Origin of the sequence: Pseudomonas sp. ITEM 17296 (assembly GCF_028895205.1) — a bacterium.
Lineage (GTDB): Bacteria > Pseudomonadota > Gammaproteobacteria > Pseudomonadales > Pseudomonadaceae > Aquipseudomonas > Aquipseudomonas kermanshahensis.
Genome location: NZ_WJRS01000007.1, coordinates 157,929 through 173,059, shown reverse-complemented (window position 1 = coordinate 173,059; position 15,131 = coordinate 157,929). Strand labels below are relative to the sequence as shown.

Here is a 15,131-nt window from a genome sequence, read left to right as displayed (position 1 = left end):
ATATGAGCTTGAGTGAACGGGCTGTACGCAGCATCCACGATGTACATGATCTGATCCATGCCGTATTCACCCGGCCCGCTGCGCAGACCGAGGCGCTTCGCAACGAGTTGATGGCGGTGTTTGCCGACAACTTCAGTATGGTCACCACGATGGGCGCGATTGTTGATCGCCAGCAGGTGGGGCAGTTGTTCGAGCGGGGGGCCGGCGCTCGGCCAGGGCTGGAAATCGAGGTCAGCGACGTGCAGGTAGTGTGGGAGGCGGGAGCGAGTGTGGCGGTGCGCTACAAGGAGACCCACCGGTTGCAGGGGCAGGAGACTGCGCGGTATTCGTTGGCGATTGTTGAGTGTGGCGAGCAGCGCGTGGTGTGGGTGTACCTGCATGAGACGGCGGTGGTTTGACCAGAGTTGGGGCCGCTTCGCAGCCCTTCGCGGGGCAAGCCCGCTCGCACAGGATTTCTGCCTGCCTGAAAAAGCACACAACGCCTGTGGGAGCGGGCTTGCCCCGCGAAGGGCTGCGCAGCGGCCCCGGCCTTTTCAGCCTCAGCTCGCCTCGCGATAGGGGTTACGCGGATCCTGTGTCCAGTTCAGGTAAGGCTTGCCGGTATCCTGCGCCACCATGTCGATGCAGTTTTCCACCGGGCAGGTGATCTGGCACAGGTTGCAGCCCACGCATTCCTCCTCGATCACGCTGTAGACGTGGGTGCCGTCGGCCTTGGCCGTGCTGGCAATGGCCTGGTGCGAGGTATCTTCACAGGCGATATGGCAGCGACCGCACCCAATGCAGGCGTCCTGGTCAATGTGCGCCACTGACTTGTAGTTGATGTCCAGGTACTTCCAGTCGGTGGTGTGCCCCACCGCCTGGCCTCTGAACGCTTCCAGGTTGCGGTGCCCATGCTGGTCCATCCAGCGCGCCAGGCCATCTTTCATGTCTTCGACAATGCGGAAGCCGTGCAGCATCGCTGCCGTGCACACCTGCACGGCGCCACTGCCCAGGGCAATGAACTCGGCCGCGTCTCGCCAGTTGCCGATACCGCCGATGCCACAGATGGGCAAGCCGCGTGTTTCCGGGTCGCGGGCGATTTCCGCGACCATGTTCAGCGCGATCGGCTTGACCGCCGAACCGCAATAGCCGCCATGGGTGCTCTGGTCGCCGACAATGGGGTGGGCCACCATGCGGTCCAGGTCCACGCTGGTGATCGAGTTGATGGTGTTGATCAACGACACCGCATCCGCCCCGCCACGGTGAGCGGCGCGGGCCGACTGGCGAATGTCGGTGATGTTGGGTGTGAGCTTTACGATCACCGGCAGGGCGCAATAGGTCTTGCACCAGCGGGTGACCATTTCCACATACTCCGGCACCTGGCCGACTGCCGCGCCCATGCCGCGCTCAGGCATGCCGTGGGGGCAGCCGAAGTTCAGCTCGATACCGTCAGCGCCCGTGGCCTCCACCAGGGGCAAGATGAACTTCCAGGATTCTTCCTCGCACGGCACCATCAACGACACGATCAGCGCACGGTCGGGCCAGTCCTTCTTCACCTGGGTGATCTCGCGCAGGTTGATCTCCAGCGAGCGGTCGGTGATCAGTTCGATGTTGTTGATCCCCTGCACCTGGCGGTTGGGGCCGTAGTGCGCCGAGTAGCGCGACGACACGTTGACCGCCGCCGGGTCTTCGCCCAGGGTTTTCCAGACCACACCGCCCCAGCCAGCCTCGAAGGCGCGGACCACGTTGTAGGCCTTGTCGGTGGGGGGCGCCGAGGCCAGCCAGAATGGGTTGGGTGCCTTGATGCCGGCAAATTCGATAGACAAGTCGGCCATTTACGCTGCCTCCACGTTGAGCATGAGTTGGGCATGGATGGCTTCAGCGGCCAGCTTGCCGTGCTGCACAGCCTGGACGGTGAGGTCCTGGCCCAGGGCGGTGCAGTCGCCGCCCGCGTAGACGCCCGCCAGGCTGGTGCGCATGTGCGCATCGACGCGGATGCGTTCACCCTCGCGGGCCAGTTGCGCCGCCACGGGGTCGGCGAGGCTGGCGTCATCGAAGCGTTGGCCGATGGCCTTGAAGATCGCATCGGCGGCCAGCTCGAAGGTTTCCCCGGTGTCGCGCAGGCGCCCGTCGGCAAGCTCGGTGCGGGCGAAGCGCATGCCGCGCACCTGGCCGGCATCGTCCAGCAGTACCGCTTCGGGGCGCGCCCAGGTGTGCAGGCGCACTTGGTTGGCCTTGGCGATGTCTTGCTCGTGATCGGTGGCGCCCATGTCGGCGTGGCCGCGGCGGTACACCAGGTTGACGTCACGGGCGCCCAGGCGGCTCATCTGCACGGCCATGTCGATGGCGGTGTTGCCGGCGCCGATCACCAGGCAGCGGTCGGCCAGCGGCAGTTGGCTCAGGTCATCGGCCTGGCGCAGTTCGCGGATGTACTGCGTGGCGGCGAGCACCCCAGGTGCCTCTTCATCGGCCAAGCCGAGCTGGCGCACCGCATTCAGGCCCAGGCCCAGGAACACCGCGTCGTATTGATCGCGCAGCTCGCCCAGGCCAAGGTTGTCCCCCAGGCGTTGGCCGTGGCGGATTTCTATGCCACCGATGCCCAGCAGGAATTCCACTTCGCGCTGGGCGTAGTCGTCTACCAGTTTGTAGCGGGCGATGCCGTATTCATTGAGGCCACCGGCTTTTTCGCAGGCTTCGAACACCACCACGTCATGCCCATGCATGGCCAGGCGGTGCGCGCAGGACAACCCCGCAGGGCCGGCGCCGACCACGGCGATGCGCTTGCCGGTGGCGGGTGAGCGGGTGAAGGGGTGCTCGGTGAAGTGCGCGTTGTCCAGCGCATAGCGTTGCAACTGGCCGATCAGCACCGGTGCGCATTCTTGGGCGTTGTTGCGTACGCAGGCCTGTTGGCAGAGGATTTCGGTCGGGCAGACACGGGCGCAACTGCCGCCGAGAATATTGGCCGAGAGAATGCGTTCGGCGGCGCCTTGCAGGTTCTCATCACTGATGCGGTGGATGAACGAGGGAATGTCGATTTCGCTGGGGCACGCATTGACGCAGGGCGCGTCGTAGCAATACAGGCAGCGTGCGCTCTCCACGGCGGCCTGGCGGGCGGTGAGGGGAGGGGCGAGATCGCCGAAGCGCTCGGCCAGCTGGTCGGCGCCGGCCCGGGGGCGCGGCAAGTGGTTCAGGGCATCGATCACGGTTGTAGCCTCTCTTTTCTTTTTTGGATGTGGCAGTCAACGGCAATACGGCGCCGCCCGGCCTCTTCAGGGCCGGTACGGCAGTGCAGGTGCAGTGCGGGTAATGCTCAGCGCTGAACGGGTGTCGGGCGCTGTTGCTCGGCGCGGCGGCCCAACACCTCGTACACCGAGGGGTAGGCCGGGCGCTCCACGTAACGACCGGCGCCAGGTTCGGCGCGCAAGTCGCCATCGGCCCACAGCACACGGCCCTGGCTGATGGTGTGGCTGGGGATGCCGCGAACGGTGCGGCCTTCGAAAATGTTGAAGTCCACGCGCTGGTGGTGGGTTTGCGCCGAGATCGTGCGCGTGCCCTGCGGGTCCCACAGCACCAGGTCAGCGTCGGCACCGACGCGGATCGCGCCCTTGCGCGGGAACAGGTTGAAGATCTTGGCCGTGTTGGTGGAGGTCAGCGCGACGAACTCCTGCATCGACAGGCGCCCACTGTTGACCCCCGCATCCCACAGCACCGCCATGCGGTCTTCGATACCGGCGGTGCCATTGGGGATGCGGCTGAAGTCGTCGCGGCCCATGGCCTTTTGTTCGGCGCAGAAGCAGCAGTGGTCGGTGGCGGTGGTGTGCAGGTTGCCCGACTGCAGGCCGCGCCACAGGGCTTCCTGGTGTTCCCGCGGGCGGAAGGGCGGGCTCATCACATAGCCTGCGGCCGTGGCCCAATCCGGATTGCGGTAGACGCTGTCGTCGAGCAGCAGGTGGCCTGGCAGTACCTCACCGTACACCGGCTGGCCTTTGGCCCGGGCGTAGGTGATCTCGTCCAGGGCTTCGCGGCTCGAGATGTGCACCACATACAGTGGCGTACCGATGGTTTCGGCAATACGGATAGCCCGGCTGGCCGCCTCGCCTTCGACCTGCGAAGGGCGCGACAGCGGGTGTGCCTCTGGCCCGGTCAGGCCTTGGGCCAGCAGCTTTTTCTGCAGGTGGTAGACCAGCTCGCCGTTCTCGGCATGCACGGTTGGCACCGCGCCCAGTTGCAGGCAGCGCTCGAAGCTGGCGACCAAGGTGTCGTCGGCCGCCATGATGGCGTTCTTGTACGCCATGAAGTGCTTGAAGCTGTTCACCCCGTGGTTGGCGACCAGTTCGCCCATCTCTTCTGCGACCTGCTCGCTCCACCAGGTAATGGCGACGTGGAAGCCGTAGTCGCAGGCACTCTTTTGCGCCCAGCCACGCCAGGTGTGAAAGGCCTCCAGCAATGACTGCTGCGGGTTGGGGATGACGAAGTCGATGATCGAGGTGGTACCACCGGCCAGGCCGGCAGCGGTGCCGCTGAAGAAGTCTTCGCTGGCCACGGTACCCATGAAGGGCAGCTGCATGTGGGTGTGCGGGTCGATGCCGCCGGGCATCAGGTACTGGCCACTGCCGTCGAGGATTTCGCAGTCGGTGGGCGGTTCGAGGTTTGCGCCAATGGCCGCTATCAGGCCATCGACACACAGGACATCGGCGGTGTAACGCTCTTCGTGGGTGATCACGGTGGCACCACGGATCAACAGGGACATGCCGTCTTCCTCGCAGGCTGACCGGTCTGGGCCGGTTCTTGAATTGTTATACGCCAGTGACTGCCGGTGATCGAAGGCTAGCCTACAATCCTGTCAGACCTGACAAGAATGGAATCTAGATGGTGATTTGGGATTGTTCAAGAAAATAATTTATGAGCTTATAACTTTCATAACTTATTGATATTTAGATAATTATTGTTTGAATCACCAAAATGGTGAGGCCTTTCACCATTTTGACGCACTTGACAAGAAGCCAAATTGGTCAAGATTTTCCATGCAAAATCAGCTGCTTGATAGCGGGCCAGAAGACGCCTGCCGCGCGGTTGAAAAAACAGGCTGCACCGGTTTGAAACACGCGCCGGGCGCAAGCCTGGCTTGAGCGGGCGCAACAGGCAGGCGAAGGGATAACCGTGCTTTCGCTTTGCGTCGATAAATGCCTTGCAGTTCAGTTGATTACCTCCGGTCGGCGGCGGCCACCCGGGACGGCTCAGGCCAACCCGGCACGTAATTTGAGTACGGCCACAACCGCCAGGCCGGACCGGAGGAGCAGTACTGGTGGTGTGTGTACTCCGGCCATCGCTTTAGCCCGATGAGCAAACAATTAGAAAAACCTGGAGAAGGCCCCATGCAACAGAGCAGATCGCAAGTGATCGAGCAGGATGGCCTGTTCGAGCTGGAGGCAGGCACTGACGTGCTCGACAGCTCGCGCTACAACCACGACATCGCACCCACCAAGGTGCACCAACGCACCTGGAACAAATGGCACATCACCGCCCTGTGGGTGGGTATGTCCATCTGCGTGCCCACCTACACCCTCGGCGGCGTGCTCACGGCCTACTTTGGCCTGAGCGTGGGCGAGGCGCTGCTGGCGATCCTGCTGGCCAACCTCATCGTGCTGATCCCGCTGACCCTCAACGCGTTCCCTGGCACCAAGTACGGCATCCCGTTTCCGGTGCTGTTGCGTTCCTCGTTTGGCATCCTCGGCTCGAACGTGCCGTGCTTGATTCGCGCGGTGGTGGCCTGCGGCTGGTTCGGTATCCAGACGATGTTCGGCGGCCTGGCCATTCACCTGTTCCTCGGCTCGATGTTCGATGGCTGGAAGGCCCTGGAGGGCACCGGGGAGGTGATCGGCTTCATGATTTTCTGGGCCCTCAACTTGTGGGTGGTGTTGCGCGGGGCGGAGTCGATCAAGTGGCTCGAAACGCTTTCGGCGCCGTTGCTGGTGGCGGTGGGCGTGGGCCTGCTGTTCTGGGCACTGCCGCACATGTCGATGACCGAGTTGCTGGCGCAGCCGCCCAAGCGGCCAGAGGGCGCTAGCGTGGTCAGCTACTTCTGTGCCGGGCTCACCGCCATGGTCGGTTTCTGGGCCACGCTCTCGCTGAACATTCCCGACTTCAGCCGGTACGCCAAAAGCCAGAAGGACCAGATACTGGGGCAGATCTTCGGCCTGCCGCTGACCATGTTCCTGTTCGCGGCATTGGGTGTGGTGCTGACTGCAGCGTCCGCGTCGCTGGTGGGTGAAACGGTGTCTGACCCGGTCAGCCTGATCGGCAAGATCCAAAGCCCGGGCTGGGTGGCGCTGGCGATGGCGTTGATCGTGATCGCCACGTTGTCGACCAACACGGCGGCGAACATCGTCTCGCCCACCAACGACTTCCAGAACATCGCGCCACGCCTGATCGGGCGAAGCCGCGCGGTGTGGCTGACCGGGTTTATCGGCTTGGCGCTGATGGGCCATGAACTGCTCAAGAAGCTGGGCTGGATCGTCTCGGACCTGAGCCTGGAAAGCGTTTATTCGAACTGGTTGCTGGGTTACTCGAGCCTGCTCGGGCCGATTGCCGGGATCATGGTGGTGGACTACTTCCTGATCCGTCGCCAGCGCCTGGATTTGGCTGGGTTGTACCGCGATGACGTGTATCCGGCCTGGAACTGGGCTGGGTTTGCCGCCTTCGGCGTCCCGGTGGCGCTGACCGTGATGTCGATCGGCAACAGCAGTTTCAGCTGGTTCTACGACTATGGCTGGTTCACCGGCTCGCTGCTGGGTGGGGCGTTGTACTACGTCCTCGGTGGCTTGGCGGCGCGCAGCCCGGCGCGGTTGGCCAAGCCGTTGCCTTGATAAACAACAAAAAAGCCTGAGGGGAAAACCCATGACTCCAGTCCACGATATCCTCAAGACCACCGCCCGCCACGTCGACAGCGCACGCCTGTGGCAATCGCTGATGGACCTTGCCCGCCTCGGCGCCACGGCCAAAGGCGGTGTTTGCCGGCTGGCGCTGACCGACCTCGACCGCCAGGCCCGCGACCTCTTCGTCGAGTGGTGCGAGGCAGCCGGTTGCACCGTGAGTGTCGATGCGGTCGGCAATATTTTTGCCCGCCGCCCGGGGCGCAACCCCAAGCTGCCACCGGTGATGACCGGCAGCCATATTGATACCCAGCCCACCGGCGGCAAGTTTGATGGCTGTTATGGGGTGATGGCCGGGCTGGAGGTGATCCGCACCCTCAACGACCTCGGCGTTGAAACCGAAGCGCCGCTGGAAGTGGTGGTATGGACCAACGAGGAGGGTTCGCGCTTTGCCCCCTGCATGATGGGCTCTGGGGTGTTCGCCGGTAAGTTCACGCTGGAAGAGACGCTGGCCAAGCGTGATGCACAGGGGGTGAGTGTTGGCGAGGCGCTCGATGCTATCGGCTACGCCGGCCAGCGCGCGGTACTCGGCCACCCGGTGGGGGCTTATTTCGAAGCGCATATCGAGCAGGGGCCGATCCTTGAAGACCAGGCCAAGACCATCGGCGTGGTGTTGGGTGCGCTGGGCCAGAAGTGGTTCGACCTGACCTTGCGCGGGGTCGAAGCCCATGCCGGCCCAACGCCTATGCACTTGCGCAAGGATGCCTTGGTGGGCGCAGCCGCCGTGGTCGAGGCAGTCAACCGTACGGCCCTTGGGCACCAGCCACATGCCTGTGGCACGGTGGGTTGCCTGCAGGCCTACCCAGGGTCACGCAATGTGATCCCGGGTGAGGTGCGCATGACCCTGGACTTCCGTCACCTTGAGGGCGAGCAACTGGGCGCGATGATTGCCGAAGTGCGCGGGGTGATCGAAAGCACCTGCGCCAAGCATGGCCTGGCGCATGAGCTGATCCCTACGGCGGATTTTCCGGCGCTGTATTTCGACAAGGCCTGCGTCGATGCCGTGCGCGATTCGGCAGGTGCGCTGGGCCTGCCGCACATGGATATCGTCAGTGGAGCGGGGCATGACGCGATCTTCCTGGCCGAATTGGGGCCAGCGGGGATGATCTTCGTGCCTTGCGAGAATGGCATCAGCCACAACGAAATCGAGAACGCCACACCGGAGGACCTGGCGGCGGGGTGTGCGGTGTTGTTGCGGGCCATGCTGGCGGCGTCGGAGGCGATTGCCAGTGGGCGGTTGGCGGCGTAGGGGCGGTATGTCTTGAGGGGGTGGTTCGGCTGACGGGTGCCTGGCGTGAGGGTTTCATCGCCTGTGAGATCGAGCGCCGCCCGCGCGGCGCTTCGCAGCACAAGGCTGCTCCCACATTTGTTTCGGGCCAGTGAGGCCTGTGAAGTCTGCGCGCGACCGCCTTGTTTGTCCGACTCGATATCAAGGTGGGCACCAAGGGGCCGCGCGCCCATGCCTCAGGAATAACTGGCCCGAAACAGATGTGGGAGCAGCCTTGTGCTGCGAAGCGCCGCGCGGGCGGCGCTCGATCTCATAGGCGCCACAGCCCTAACGGCATGCACCTATCAGCCGCAACCCTATCTACCCCACCACCACAAGACACCCATCCCGCCCAATGTGATACCGCTGCAGGTCCTGCGCCAAGGTCAGATGCCCGCTGTAATGCGCCAGGGCCTCCACACGTATATCGTCGATGCACGGGCTGCGCCGCGGATCGCCCTGGTAGCGTGCACTGAAATGCGTGAGCACCAGGTTGCGCACACCCGCCGCCTCGGCAAACCGTGCCACTTGCGCTGCTGTGCTGTGGCCGAAGGTAGCCCCCGTGCGCTCGACGACCGCCTGGGTAAAGGTCGCTTCATGCACCATCACATCCGCGCGCTTGGCCGCCTCCGCCAAAAGCTCGGGGTTGTCGTTGTCACCGCATACGATCACCCGTCGCGCCGGCCGCGATGCGCGCAGGTAGTCCTGGCCGTGCAGGGTCCGCCCCTCATGCTCGACCGACAGCCCTTTGGCCAGGTCGCCCCACAACGGCCCGCGTGGAATGCCTTCGGCATCCAGGCGCTGCACGTCCAGGCGCGGTTCAGGGTTGAGCTCGGTGAACACGAAGCCCACGCTCGGCACCCGGTGCGACAGCTGCACGGTACTGACCTGCAGCGTGTCGCTACGCCAGTCAGTCAGGCTTTCAACGGCGAGCAGGCGCACCTCGAAAGGCAGGTAAGTGTCGCTGGCGGTCAAGCCCAGGCGCACCCAGTCATGCAGGGCGGCGGGCAGGATGATATCCAGCGGCTGGGTACGCCCGCTCATCCCGGCGCTGGCCAGCAGGCCGGGCAGGCCGAAGCAATGGTCGCCGTGTACATGGGTGATGAAGATGCCGCGCAGGTCGCGTATCGACAGCGGCGTCTGCAGCAGCCGATGCTGCGTGCCTTCGCCGCAATCGATCAGGTACCAGTGGCTGCCGCTGGCCTCGATGAGGGCCGTGGCACTGACGTTGCGGGCCTTGGTCGGCACCCCGGCACTGGTGCCTAGAAACAGCAGGTCCATGATCAGGCTCCTTTGCTTCAGCCCAGCAGCGACAGGTCGCGCAACAACGCTTGCAGGCCCTGCGGCACAAGCGGGCCGATGCGGTCGAAGTCGGCGCTGTCGCACCACCGGGCGCGGAAGGGGCTGCCGTCGGACTCGCGGCCTTCTACCCAGGTCTGCTGGTAAAGGCTGGCGTCGTCGAAGCGTGCATCGAATACCTGCACAATCTCATGCCCCGGCGTATCGGCATAGTGGAACAAGCTCTCCAACGTGCCGAGCAACCGCACATCGCTGATCGACTGCCCCAGTTCTTCTTCGATTTCCCGGGCGATGGCGTCACGGCCCCGCTCACCAAACTCGATGCCACCTCCGAGTGGGCGGCACAGCGTCTGATGCGTCACCGGGTCGTCGAAAACGTTGACCAGAATCTTCCCTTGGTGATGGAAAACGCACAGCGCCAGCGAGCGAATGCGCGGTTCGAGCAGCGGCTTGAGGAAGCTGCGTTCATAGCTGTGGATGAACCGTTGCTCAGTGGCCAGGGCGACTGCAGCGATGCATTCCGGGTCGGTCTCTGCCTGCTTGCGGTACTGCTCGTAGGCGGCCAGGCTGGAAAAACTGAACAGGCAGTAGGCGATGTTGTTAGCACCTTCGGCAGGCAGGAAATAGCCATGGTGCTTGCCGCCCATGCGCGTGACCAGGCGCATCCACAGGCGCGAATAGGCCTCGAAGGCCGGCAGCTGGTAAGGGTCGACGGTGTATTTGACGTGGCAGGTGATCAACGGCTCGTTCCTTCGAGGGGAGGCGGGGCGCACACCTTAGCCTGATTGCCCCGCGTCGTCGACGTGCCAGCCGTGCAGCGGGCTAGCCTTCCTGGCGCCAGATCAGCTTGCTGGTGTCGTAGCCTTGCTTGCGGGCAATCGACAGCAGTTGCTCGCGTTCCTGGTCGGTGATTGCCGGCGTGCGCGAAAGCAGCCACAGGTACTCGCGGTTGGGGTGCCCGACCAGTGCCACGCGGTAGTCCTTGTCGTGGTAAAGCACCCAGTACTCACCCTTGGTCAGGCCCGGAGCCAGCCGGCTGAACCAGTTGTCGAACTGCACCCAGAGCTTGTCGGTCTTGCCCGGTTGCTGGGCTTCGGCGATGCCCTTGGCCTCGTTCCACTGGCCGTCCTTTTCCTTGCAGCGGTTGTTGACGTCGATGCGCCCGTCCTCACGCAGGCCGTAACGCGCTTCGGATTGCACGCAGTTGCGCTGGAAGAACATCGGCAAGCGCGCCAGCTCATACCAGGTGCCCTGGTAGCGTTGCAGGTCGACCTGCTGGGTGGTCGGCGGCGTGCGGTGTTCATCGTTTGAACCCGCGCAGCCGACCAGGGCAAGGGTCATGCAGGAAAGCATCAGTGCCGTGCGCATCGCCATAGCGAACCTCCTTGAAGCGGATGGGGATTTACCTTTGCTTCGATGCGGGCGTGCGGGAAAAGTTGTATCGAATATCCCCACGCCGCCAGGTTTTACAGCCAGTAAGTCACCGCCCACCAGCCCAGCCCACCCATGACCACGGTATAGGGCAGCGCCATCCACACCATGCGCCCATACGACAGGCGGATCAGTGGTGCAATCGCCGAGGTCAGCAGGAACAGGAACGCCGCCTGCCCATTCGGCGTCGCCACGCTTGGCAGGTTGGTGCCGGTATTGATCGCCACCGCCAGCGTCTCGAAATGCTCGCGGCTCATGCCGCCGTTCATGAAGGCCTGCTTGACCTCGGTAATGTAGATGGTGGCGACGAACACGTTGTCGCTGATCGCCGACAGCAAACCGTTGGCCAGGTACAGCATGCCCGGTTGTTGTTCGGCAGGCAGCGCCAGTACCCAGGCAATCAGCGGGCTGAACAACTGCTGCTGATGGATCACCGCGACCACGGCGAAGAACACCACCAACAGCGCGGTGAACGGCATGGCATCCTGGAAGGCGCGGCCCAGGCGGTGTTCGTCGGTGATGCCGGTGAACGCAGTGATCAACACGATCACCAGCAGGCCGATCAGGCCCACTTCGGCAATGTGCAGGCCCAGGCAGATGATCAGGATCAGCGCGGCGCTGCCTTGTACCCACAGCGCGGCACGCTGGGCCGGCGTACGCGCGGCGTCATCTTCCGCGGCGTAGGCGGCCAGCACCTGGCGCACGCGTTCAGGCATCAGTGTGCCGTAGCCGAACAGGCGCAGTTTTTCCAGCGCTACGCAGGTCAGCAGCCCGGCGCCGAGCACCGGCAACGACACCGGGGCGACCTTGAGGAAGAAGTCGGCGAAGTGCCAGCCCATCTCATGGCCGATCAGCAGGTTCTGTGGTTCGCCCACCAGCGTGCACACGCCGCCCAATGCAGTGCCGACCGCACCGTGCATCAACAGGCTGCGCAGGAAGGCGCGGAACTGGTCGAGGTCTTCACGGTGCAGTTGCGGGATATGCTGGTCGCTGTCGAGCGCGCTTTCTTCACGCGGGTTGGCGCCCGAGGCAACGCGGTGAAAGACCGCGTAGAAGCCTACGGCAGCGCTGATGATCACCGCCGTGACTGTCAGCGCATCGAGAAAGGCCGAGAGGAACGCTGACAGCACGCAGAACAGCAGCGACAGGGCCGCCTTCGAGCGCACACCGAGCAAGATCCGCGAGAACAGGAACAGCAGCAGCTCTTTCATGAAGTGAATGCCGGCGACCATGAACATCAACAGCAGGATCACCGGAAAGTTGTGCAGCAGCTCTTCGTACAGGGCCTGCGGGGTGGTCATCTCGAGCAGCAGTGCTTCGACCAGCAACAAGCCACCCGGCATCAACGGGTAGCACTTCAGCGCCATGCCCAAGGTAAAGATGAATTCGATCACCAGCACCCAGCCCGCCGTGACCGGGCCTGCAGTCAGCAGCAGCAATGGGTTGAGCACCAGGAACAGGCCGATGACAGCCTTGTACCAAAGCGGTGACTGGCCCAGGAAGTTGTGGGCGAGCGCACCGGGCAGGGAGCGGGGCATGAATATGTATCCTTATGATTCAGCGATGGCGCACGGTGCCGGATCGTGCCGACTTAGGCAAGATTTGCCGTCCTGCTTTTGGCACAAGTGCGGCCTCCTGGCTGGGTTAACATCCTGCGTTATGACCCTTTCCCAGCAGGAGTGCCGCCCGTGACCGAGTACAGCGCGTTCAAGGTTGAACTGACTGATAGCATCGCCCACGTCCAGATCAACCGCCCCGAGAAAGTCAACGCGATGAATGCTGCCTTCTGGGAGGAGATCATCGACATCTTCCAGTGGGTCGACGACACCGATGCGGTGCGCGCCGTTGTCATCAGCGGTGCGGGCAAGCATTTCTCTGCCGGCATCGACCTGATGATGCTAGCCTCGCTGGCCGGCCAGTTGGGCAAGGACGTTGGCCGTAATGCGCGCTTGCTGCGCAGCACCATCGTGCGCCTGCAGGCGTCGTTCAATGCCGTCGACAAATGCCGCAAGCCGGTGCTGGCGGCAGTCCAGGGCTACTGCATTGGGGGCGCCATCGACCTCATCTCGGCGTGCGACATGCGCTACTGCAGCCAAGATGCGCAGTTCTCGATCAAGGAAATCGACATGGGCATGGCCGCCGATGTCGGCACGCTGCAACGTTTGCCACGTATCATTGGCGACGGCATCATGCGCGAGCTGGCATTCACCGGGCGCAACGTCGAGGCCGATGAGGCGCTGCGCATCGGCCTGGTCAACCGGGTCTATGATGATCAGGCCGCGCTGCTTGACGGGGTCTTTGCCATCGCCCGTGAGATTGCCGCAAAATCGCCGATCGCCGTGGCCGGCACCAAGGAAATGCTCAGCTATATGCGTGACCATCGCATTGACGATGGCCTGGAATACATCGCCACCTGGAACGCCGCGATGCTGCAGTCCGAAGACCTGCGCGTGGCCGTGGCGGCGCACATGAGCAAACAGAAACCGACGTTCGCCGACTGACTGGGTCGGGGGGCGCGCAGCAAGGAACCCCGACATGTCAGCACGCTGGACTACCGCAGTACTCGACCCGCAGATCACCGGGGGCTTGGCCGTCGCCCGCAGCCCGGAAGGGTTCCTGGTGGACGACAATGGCGCGCTGTTCCCCCGCGAATGGCTCAAGCGCCAGGACCTGGACGTGCTGTGCGAGCATGGTATCGGTCACTTCGATGGCGAGCCGGTGTTCCTGCTTGAGCTGCGCAGCGCCACCGACCTGCCGGGTTGCAGCTGGCGCGGCCTGCGCGCGTTCATGCTCGAAGGCGACTTCGACCTGTACAAGGTGCTGGGTTATGCCGCGCAGATCGGTACCTGGGCACGCGAGCACCGTTTTTGCGGCAGCTGCGGCCAGGCGATGACGCAAATCCGCTGGGAGCGGGCGATGTACTGCCAGCCGTGCGACCTGCGCAGCTACCCGCGCATTTCGCCGAGCATGATCGTGCTGGTCACTCGCGGTGACGAGATTCTGCTGGCCCGCTCGCCGCGTTTCGTCACCGGTGTCTACAGCACCTTGGCGGGCTTTGCCGAGCCCGGCGAGTCGGCCGAGGATTGCCTGGTGCGCGAAGTGCGCGAAGAGGTGGCGGTCGAGGTACAGAACATCCGTTACGTCGGCAGCCAGTGCTGGCCGTTTCCGCATTCGATGATGCTGGGGTTCCATGCCGAGTACGCGGGCGGCGAGATCGTCATGCAGCCCGACGAGATCGAGGATGCCCAGTGGTTCAGCGTGCATGACCTGCCGCCGCTGCCGGCCGGGCGTTCCATCGCCCGGTACCTGATCGATTTGTACGTGGCTGAACGCTTAGGCCTGCCCGAACCAGTGCTGCCACGCTAGGCGTACGGTCAGTGCCAGCACCACGGTGATGAAGACCGGGCGGATGAACTTGCTGCCGCCGCTGATCGCCGTGCGTGCGCCGAAGAACGCACCCACCATCACCGACAGGCCCATGCACAGGCCGACGACATAATCCACCTGCCCGGAAATGATGAACACCGTCAGCGCCGCGATGTTGCTGACGAAGTTCATGCTGCGCGCCACACCGCTGGCGCGCACCAGGTCGATCGGGTACAGCAGCAGGGTGCTCACGGTCCAGAACGCGCCAGTGCCGGGGCCTGCCACGCCATCGTAGAAACCCAGGGTGAAGCCTTGGGGGACCTGCCATTTCTTCTTGATCGGTGCGTCGGCATCCAGCGGCGCCTTGGGCGTGCCGCCGAACAGCAAGTAGACGCCGCAGGCGAAGACCACCACCGGGAGCATCTTGTTCAGCCATTCGGCGGGCAGGTAGTGGGCGATCACCGCACCCAGCGAGGCGCCTACCAGGGTAGCGAACAACGCCGGGCGCCACTGCGCGGGGTGGAACAGTTTGCGCTTGTAGTAAGTGAAGCCGGCCGTGGCCGAGCCGAAGGTGGAGCTGAGCTTGTTGGTGCCCAGCACCAGGTGTGGCGGCATGCCGGCGGTGAGCAGGGCCGGGGTGGTGAGCAGGCCGCCGCCGCCGGCGATGGCGTCGATGAAACCGGCAACGAAGGCGACCAGGGCCAGGATGAGTAGTGTGAGGGGTTCTACGGTGAGTTCGAAGGGCATGGGGAGCTTTCAAGCTATAGGGCAGATTTGCGGTAAGTCGCCGCAATAGGAGGAACTATGGTAACGCTTGGAGCTTGTGGCTGTCAGGGGCTAATCCGCTATCTGGGCGA

Annotated in this window: 13 protein-coding genes and 1 pseudogene; 5 read left to right on the top strand and 9 right to left on the bottom strand. The window is 63.8% G+C overall.

The features are described from left to right. The first annotated feature begins 2 nt into the window (after positions 1-2). Positions 3-398, top strand: coding sequence for a DUF4440 domain-containing protein (locus GIB19_RS11160; RefSeq protein WP_274885969.1), 396 nt, complete (start codon positions 3-5; stop codon positions 396-398). A 141-nt stretch (positions 399-539) separates the two neighbouring features. Here GIB19_RS11160 and preA read toward each other — a convergent pair whose 3' ends face one another. From preA to hydA, 3 genes are all read right to left on the bottom strand, one after another. Then, positions 540-1,814 (bottom strand): NAD-dependent dihydropyrimidine dehydrogenase subunit PreA, encoded by a 1,275-nt coding sequence (gene preA, locus GIB19_RS11155; protein WP_085272989.1) that lies wholly within the window; start codon positions 1,812-1,814, stop codon positions 540-542. After that, entirely contained in the window at positions 1,815-3,182 is a 1,368-nt protein-coding gene (locus GIB19_RS11150; RefSeq protein ID WP_085272990.1) for an NAD(P)-dependent oxidoreductase, read from the bottom strand. A 107-nt stretch (positions 3,183-3,289) separates the two neighbouring features. Then, positions 3,290-4,729, bottom strand: coding sequence for a dihydropyrimidinase (gene hydA, locus GIB19_RS11145; RefSeq protein ID WP_265967913.1), 1,440 nt, complete (start codon positions 4,727-4,729; stop codon positions 3,290-3,292). Between the two features lie 625 nt (positions 4,730-5,354). Here hydA and GIB19_RS11140 point away from each other — a divergent pair. Both GIB19_RS11140 and GIB19_RS11135 read left to right on the top strand, forming a co-directional pair. After that, the gene (locus GIB19_RS11140) at positions 5,355-6,845 is read left to right on the top strand and encodes an NCS1 family nucleobase:cation symporter-1 (RefSeq protein ID WP_274885967.1); all 1,491 of its coding nucleotides are present in this window, start codon (positions 5,355-5,357) and stop codon (positions 6,843-6,845) included. 31 nt (positions 6,846-6,876) lie between these two features. Further along, a complete protein-coding gene (locus GIB19_RS11135) occupies positions 6,877-8,160 on the top strand; it encodes a Zn-dependent hydrolase (protein ID WP_274885965.1) in 1,284 nt (427 codons plus the stop codon). 339 nt (positions 8,161-8,499) lie between these two features. Here GIB19_RS11135 and GIB19_RS11130 read toward each other — a convergent pair whose 3' ends face one another. The 5 genes and pseudogenes from GIB19_RS11130 to nhaB all read right to left on the bottom strand — a co-directional run bounded on the left by GIB19_RS11130 (position 8,500) and on the right by nhaB (position 12,446). After that, positions 8,500-9,459, bottom strand: a complete 960-nt coding sequence (locus tag GIB19_RS11130; protein ID WP_274885964.1) for a ribonuclease Z — start codon at positions 9,457-9,459, stop codon at positions 8,500-8,502. A 17-nt stretch (positions 9,460-9,476) separates the two neighbouring features. Beyond that, positions 9,477-9,923, bottom strand: coding sequence for an NUDIX hydrolase (locus tag GIB19_RS28385; RefSeq protein WP_446731378.1), 447 nt, complete (start codon positions 9,921-9,923; stop codon positions 9,477-9,479). Then, positions 9,918-10,217: pseudogene (locus GIB19_RS28380) on the bottom strand (NIPSNAP family protein); the annotation flags it as partial. The gene GIB19_RS28385 and the pseudogene GIB19_RS28380, both read right to left, overlap by 6 nt. An 82-nt stretch (positions 10,218-10,299) precedes the next feature. Continuing rightward, on the bottom strand, positions 10,300-10,851 hold the full coding sequence (locus GIB19_RS11120) for a lipocalin family protein (protein ID WP_099428804.1): 552 nt from the start codon (positions 10,849-10,851) through the stop codon (positions 10,300-10,302). Positions 10,852-10,943: 92 nt separating this feature from the next. After that, on the bottom strand, positions 10,944-12,446 hold the full coding sequence (gene nhaB, locus GIB19_RS11115; protein WP_027592754.1) for a sodium/proton antiporter NhaB: 1,503 nt from the start codon (positions 12,444-12,446) through the stop codon (positions 10,944-10,946). Between the two features lie 150 nt (positions 12,447-12,596). Between nhaB and GIB19_RS11110 the strand changes: the two genes are divergently transcribed. Both GIB19_RS11110 and nudC read left to right on the top strand, forming a co-directional pair. Continuing rightward, entirely contained in the window at positions 12,597-13,409 is an 813-nt protein-coding gene (locus tag GIB19_RS11110; protein ID WP_274885962.1) for a crotonase/enoyl-CoA hydratase family protein, read from the top strand. 34 nt (positions 13,410-13,443) lie between these two features. After that, positions 13,444-14,274: an NAD(+) diphosphatase gene (gene nudC, locus GIB19_RS11105; RefSeq protein ID WP_027592752.1), complete on the top strand. Its 831-nt coding sequence runs from the start codon at positions 13,444-13,446 to the stop codon at positions 14,272-14,274. On the opposite strand, the gene GIB19_RS11100 is transcribed toward nudC, so the two are convergent. After that, positions 14,242-15,021, bottom strand: a complete 780-nt coding sequence (locus tag GIB19_RS11100) for a TSUP family transporter (protein WP_027592751.1) — start codon at positions 15,019-15,021, stop codon at positions 14,242-14,244. The genes nudC and GIB19_RS11100 overlap by 33 nt on opposite strands. Positions 15,022-15,131 lie beyond the last annotated feature (110 nt).

Bases quoted from the DNA above. Each gene is read 5' to 3' on its own strand.
- GIB19_RS11135 (WP_274885965.1), top strand. From the start codon at position 6,877: ATGACTCCAGTCCACGATATCCTCAAGACCACCGCCCGCCACGTCGAC.
- GIB19_RS11140 (WP_274885967.1), top strand. From the start codon at position 5,355: ATGCAACAGAGCAGATCGCAAGTGATCGAGCAGGATGGCCTGTTCGAG.
- nhaB (WP_027592754.1), bottom strand. From the start codon at position 12,446: ATGCCCCGCTCCCTGCCCGGTGCGCTCGCCCACAACTTCCTGGGCCAG.
- GIB19_RS11130 (WP_274885964.1), bottom strand. From the start codon at position 9,459: ATGGACCTGCTGTTTCTAGGCACCAGTGCCGGGGTGCCGACCAAGGCC.
- GIB19_RS11120 (WP_099428804.1), bottom strand. From the start codon at position 10,851: ATGGCGATGCGCACGGCACTGATGCTTTCCTGCATGACCCTTGCCCTG.
- nudC (WP_027592752.1), top strand. From the start codon at position 13,444: ATGTCAGCACGCTGGACTACCGCAGTACTCGACCCGCAGATCACCGGG.
- hydA (WP_265967913.1), bottom strand. From the start codon at position 4,729: ATGTCCCTGTTGATCCGTGGTGCCACCGTGATCACCCACGAAGAGCGT.
- preA (WP_085272989.1), bottom strand. From the start codon at position 1,814: ATGGCCGACTTGTCTATCGAATTTGCCGGCATCAAGGCACCCAACCCA.
- GIB19_RS11100 (WP_027592751.1), bottom strand. From the start codon at position 15,021: ATGCCCTTCGAACTCACCGTAGAACCCCTCACACTACTCATCCTGGCC.
- GIB19_RS11160 (WP_274885969.1), top strand. From the start codon at position 3: ATGAGCTTGAGTGAACGGGCTGTACGCAGCATCCACGATGTACATGAT.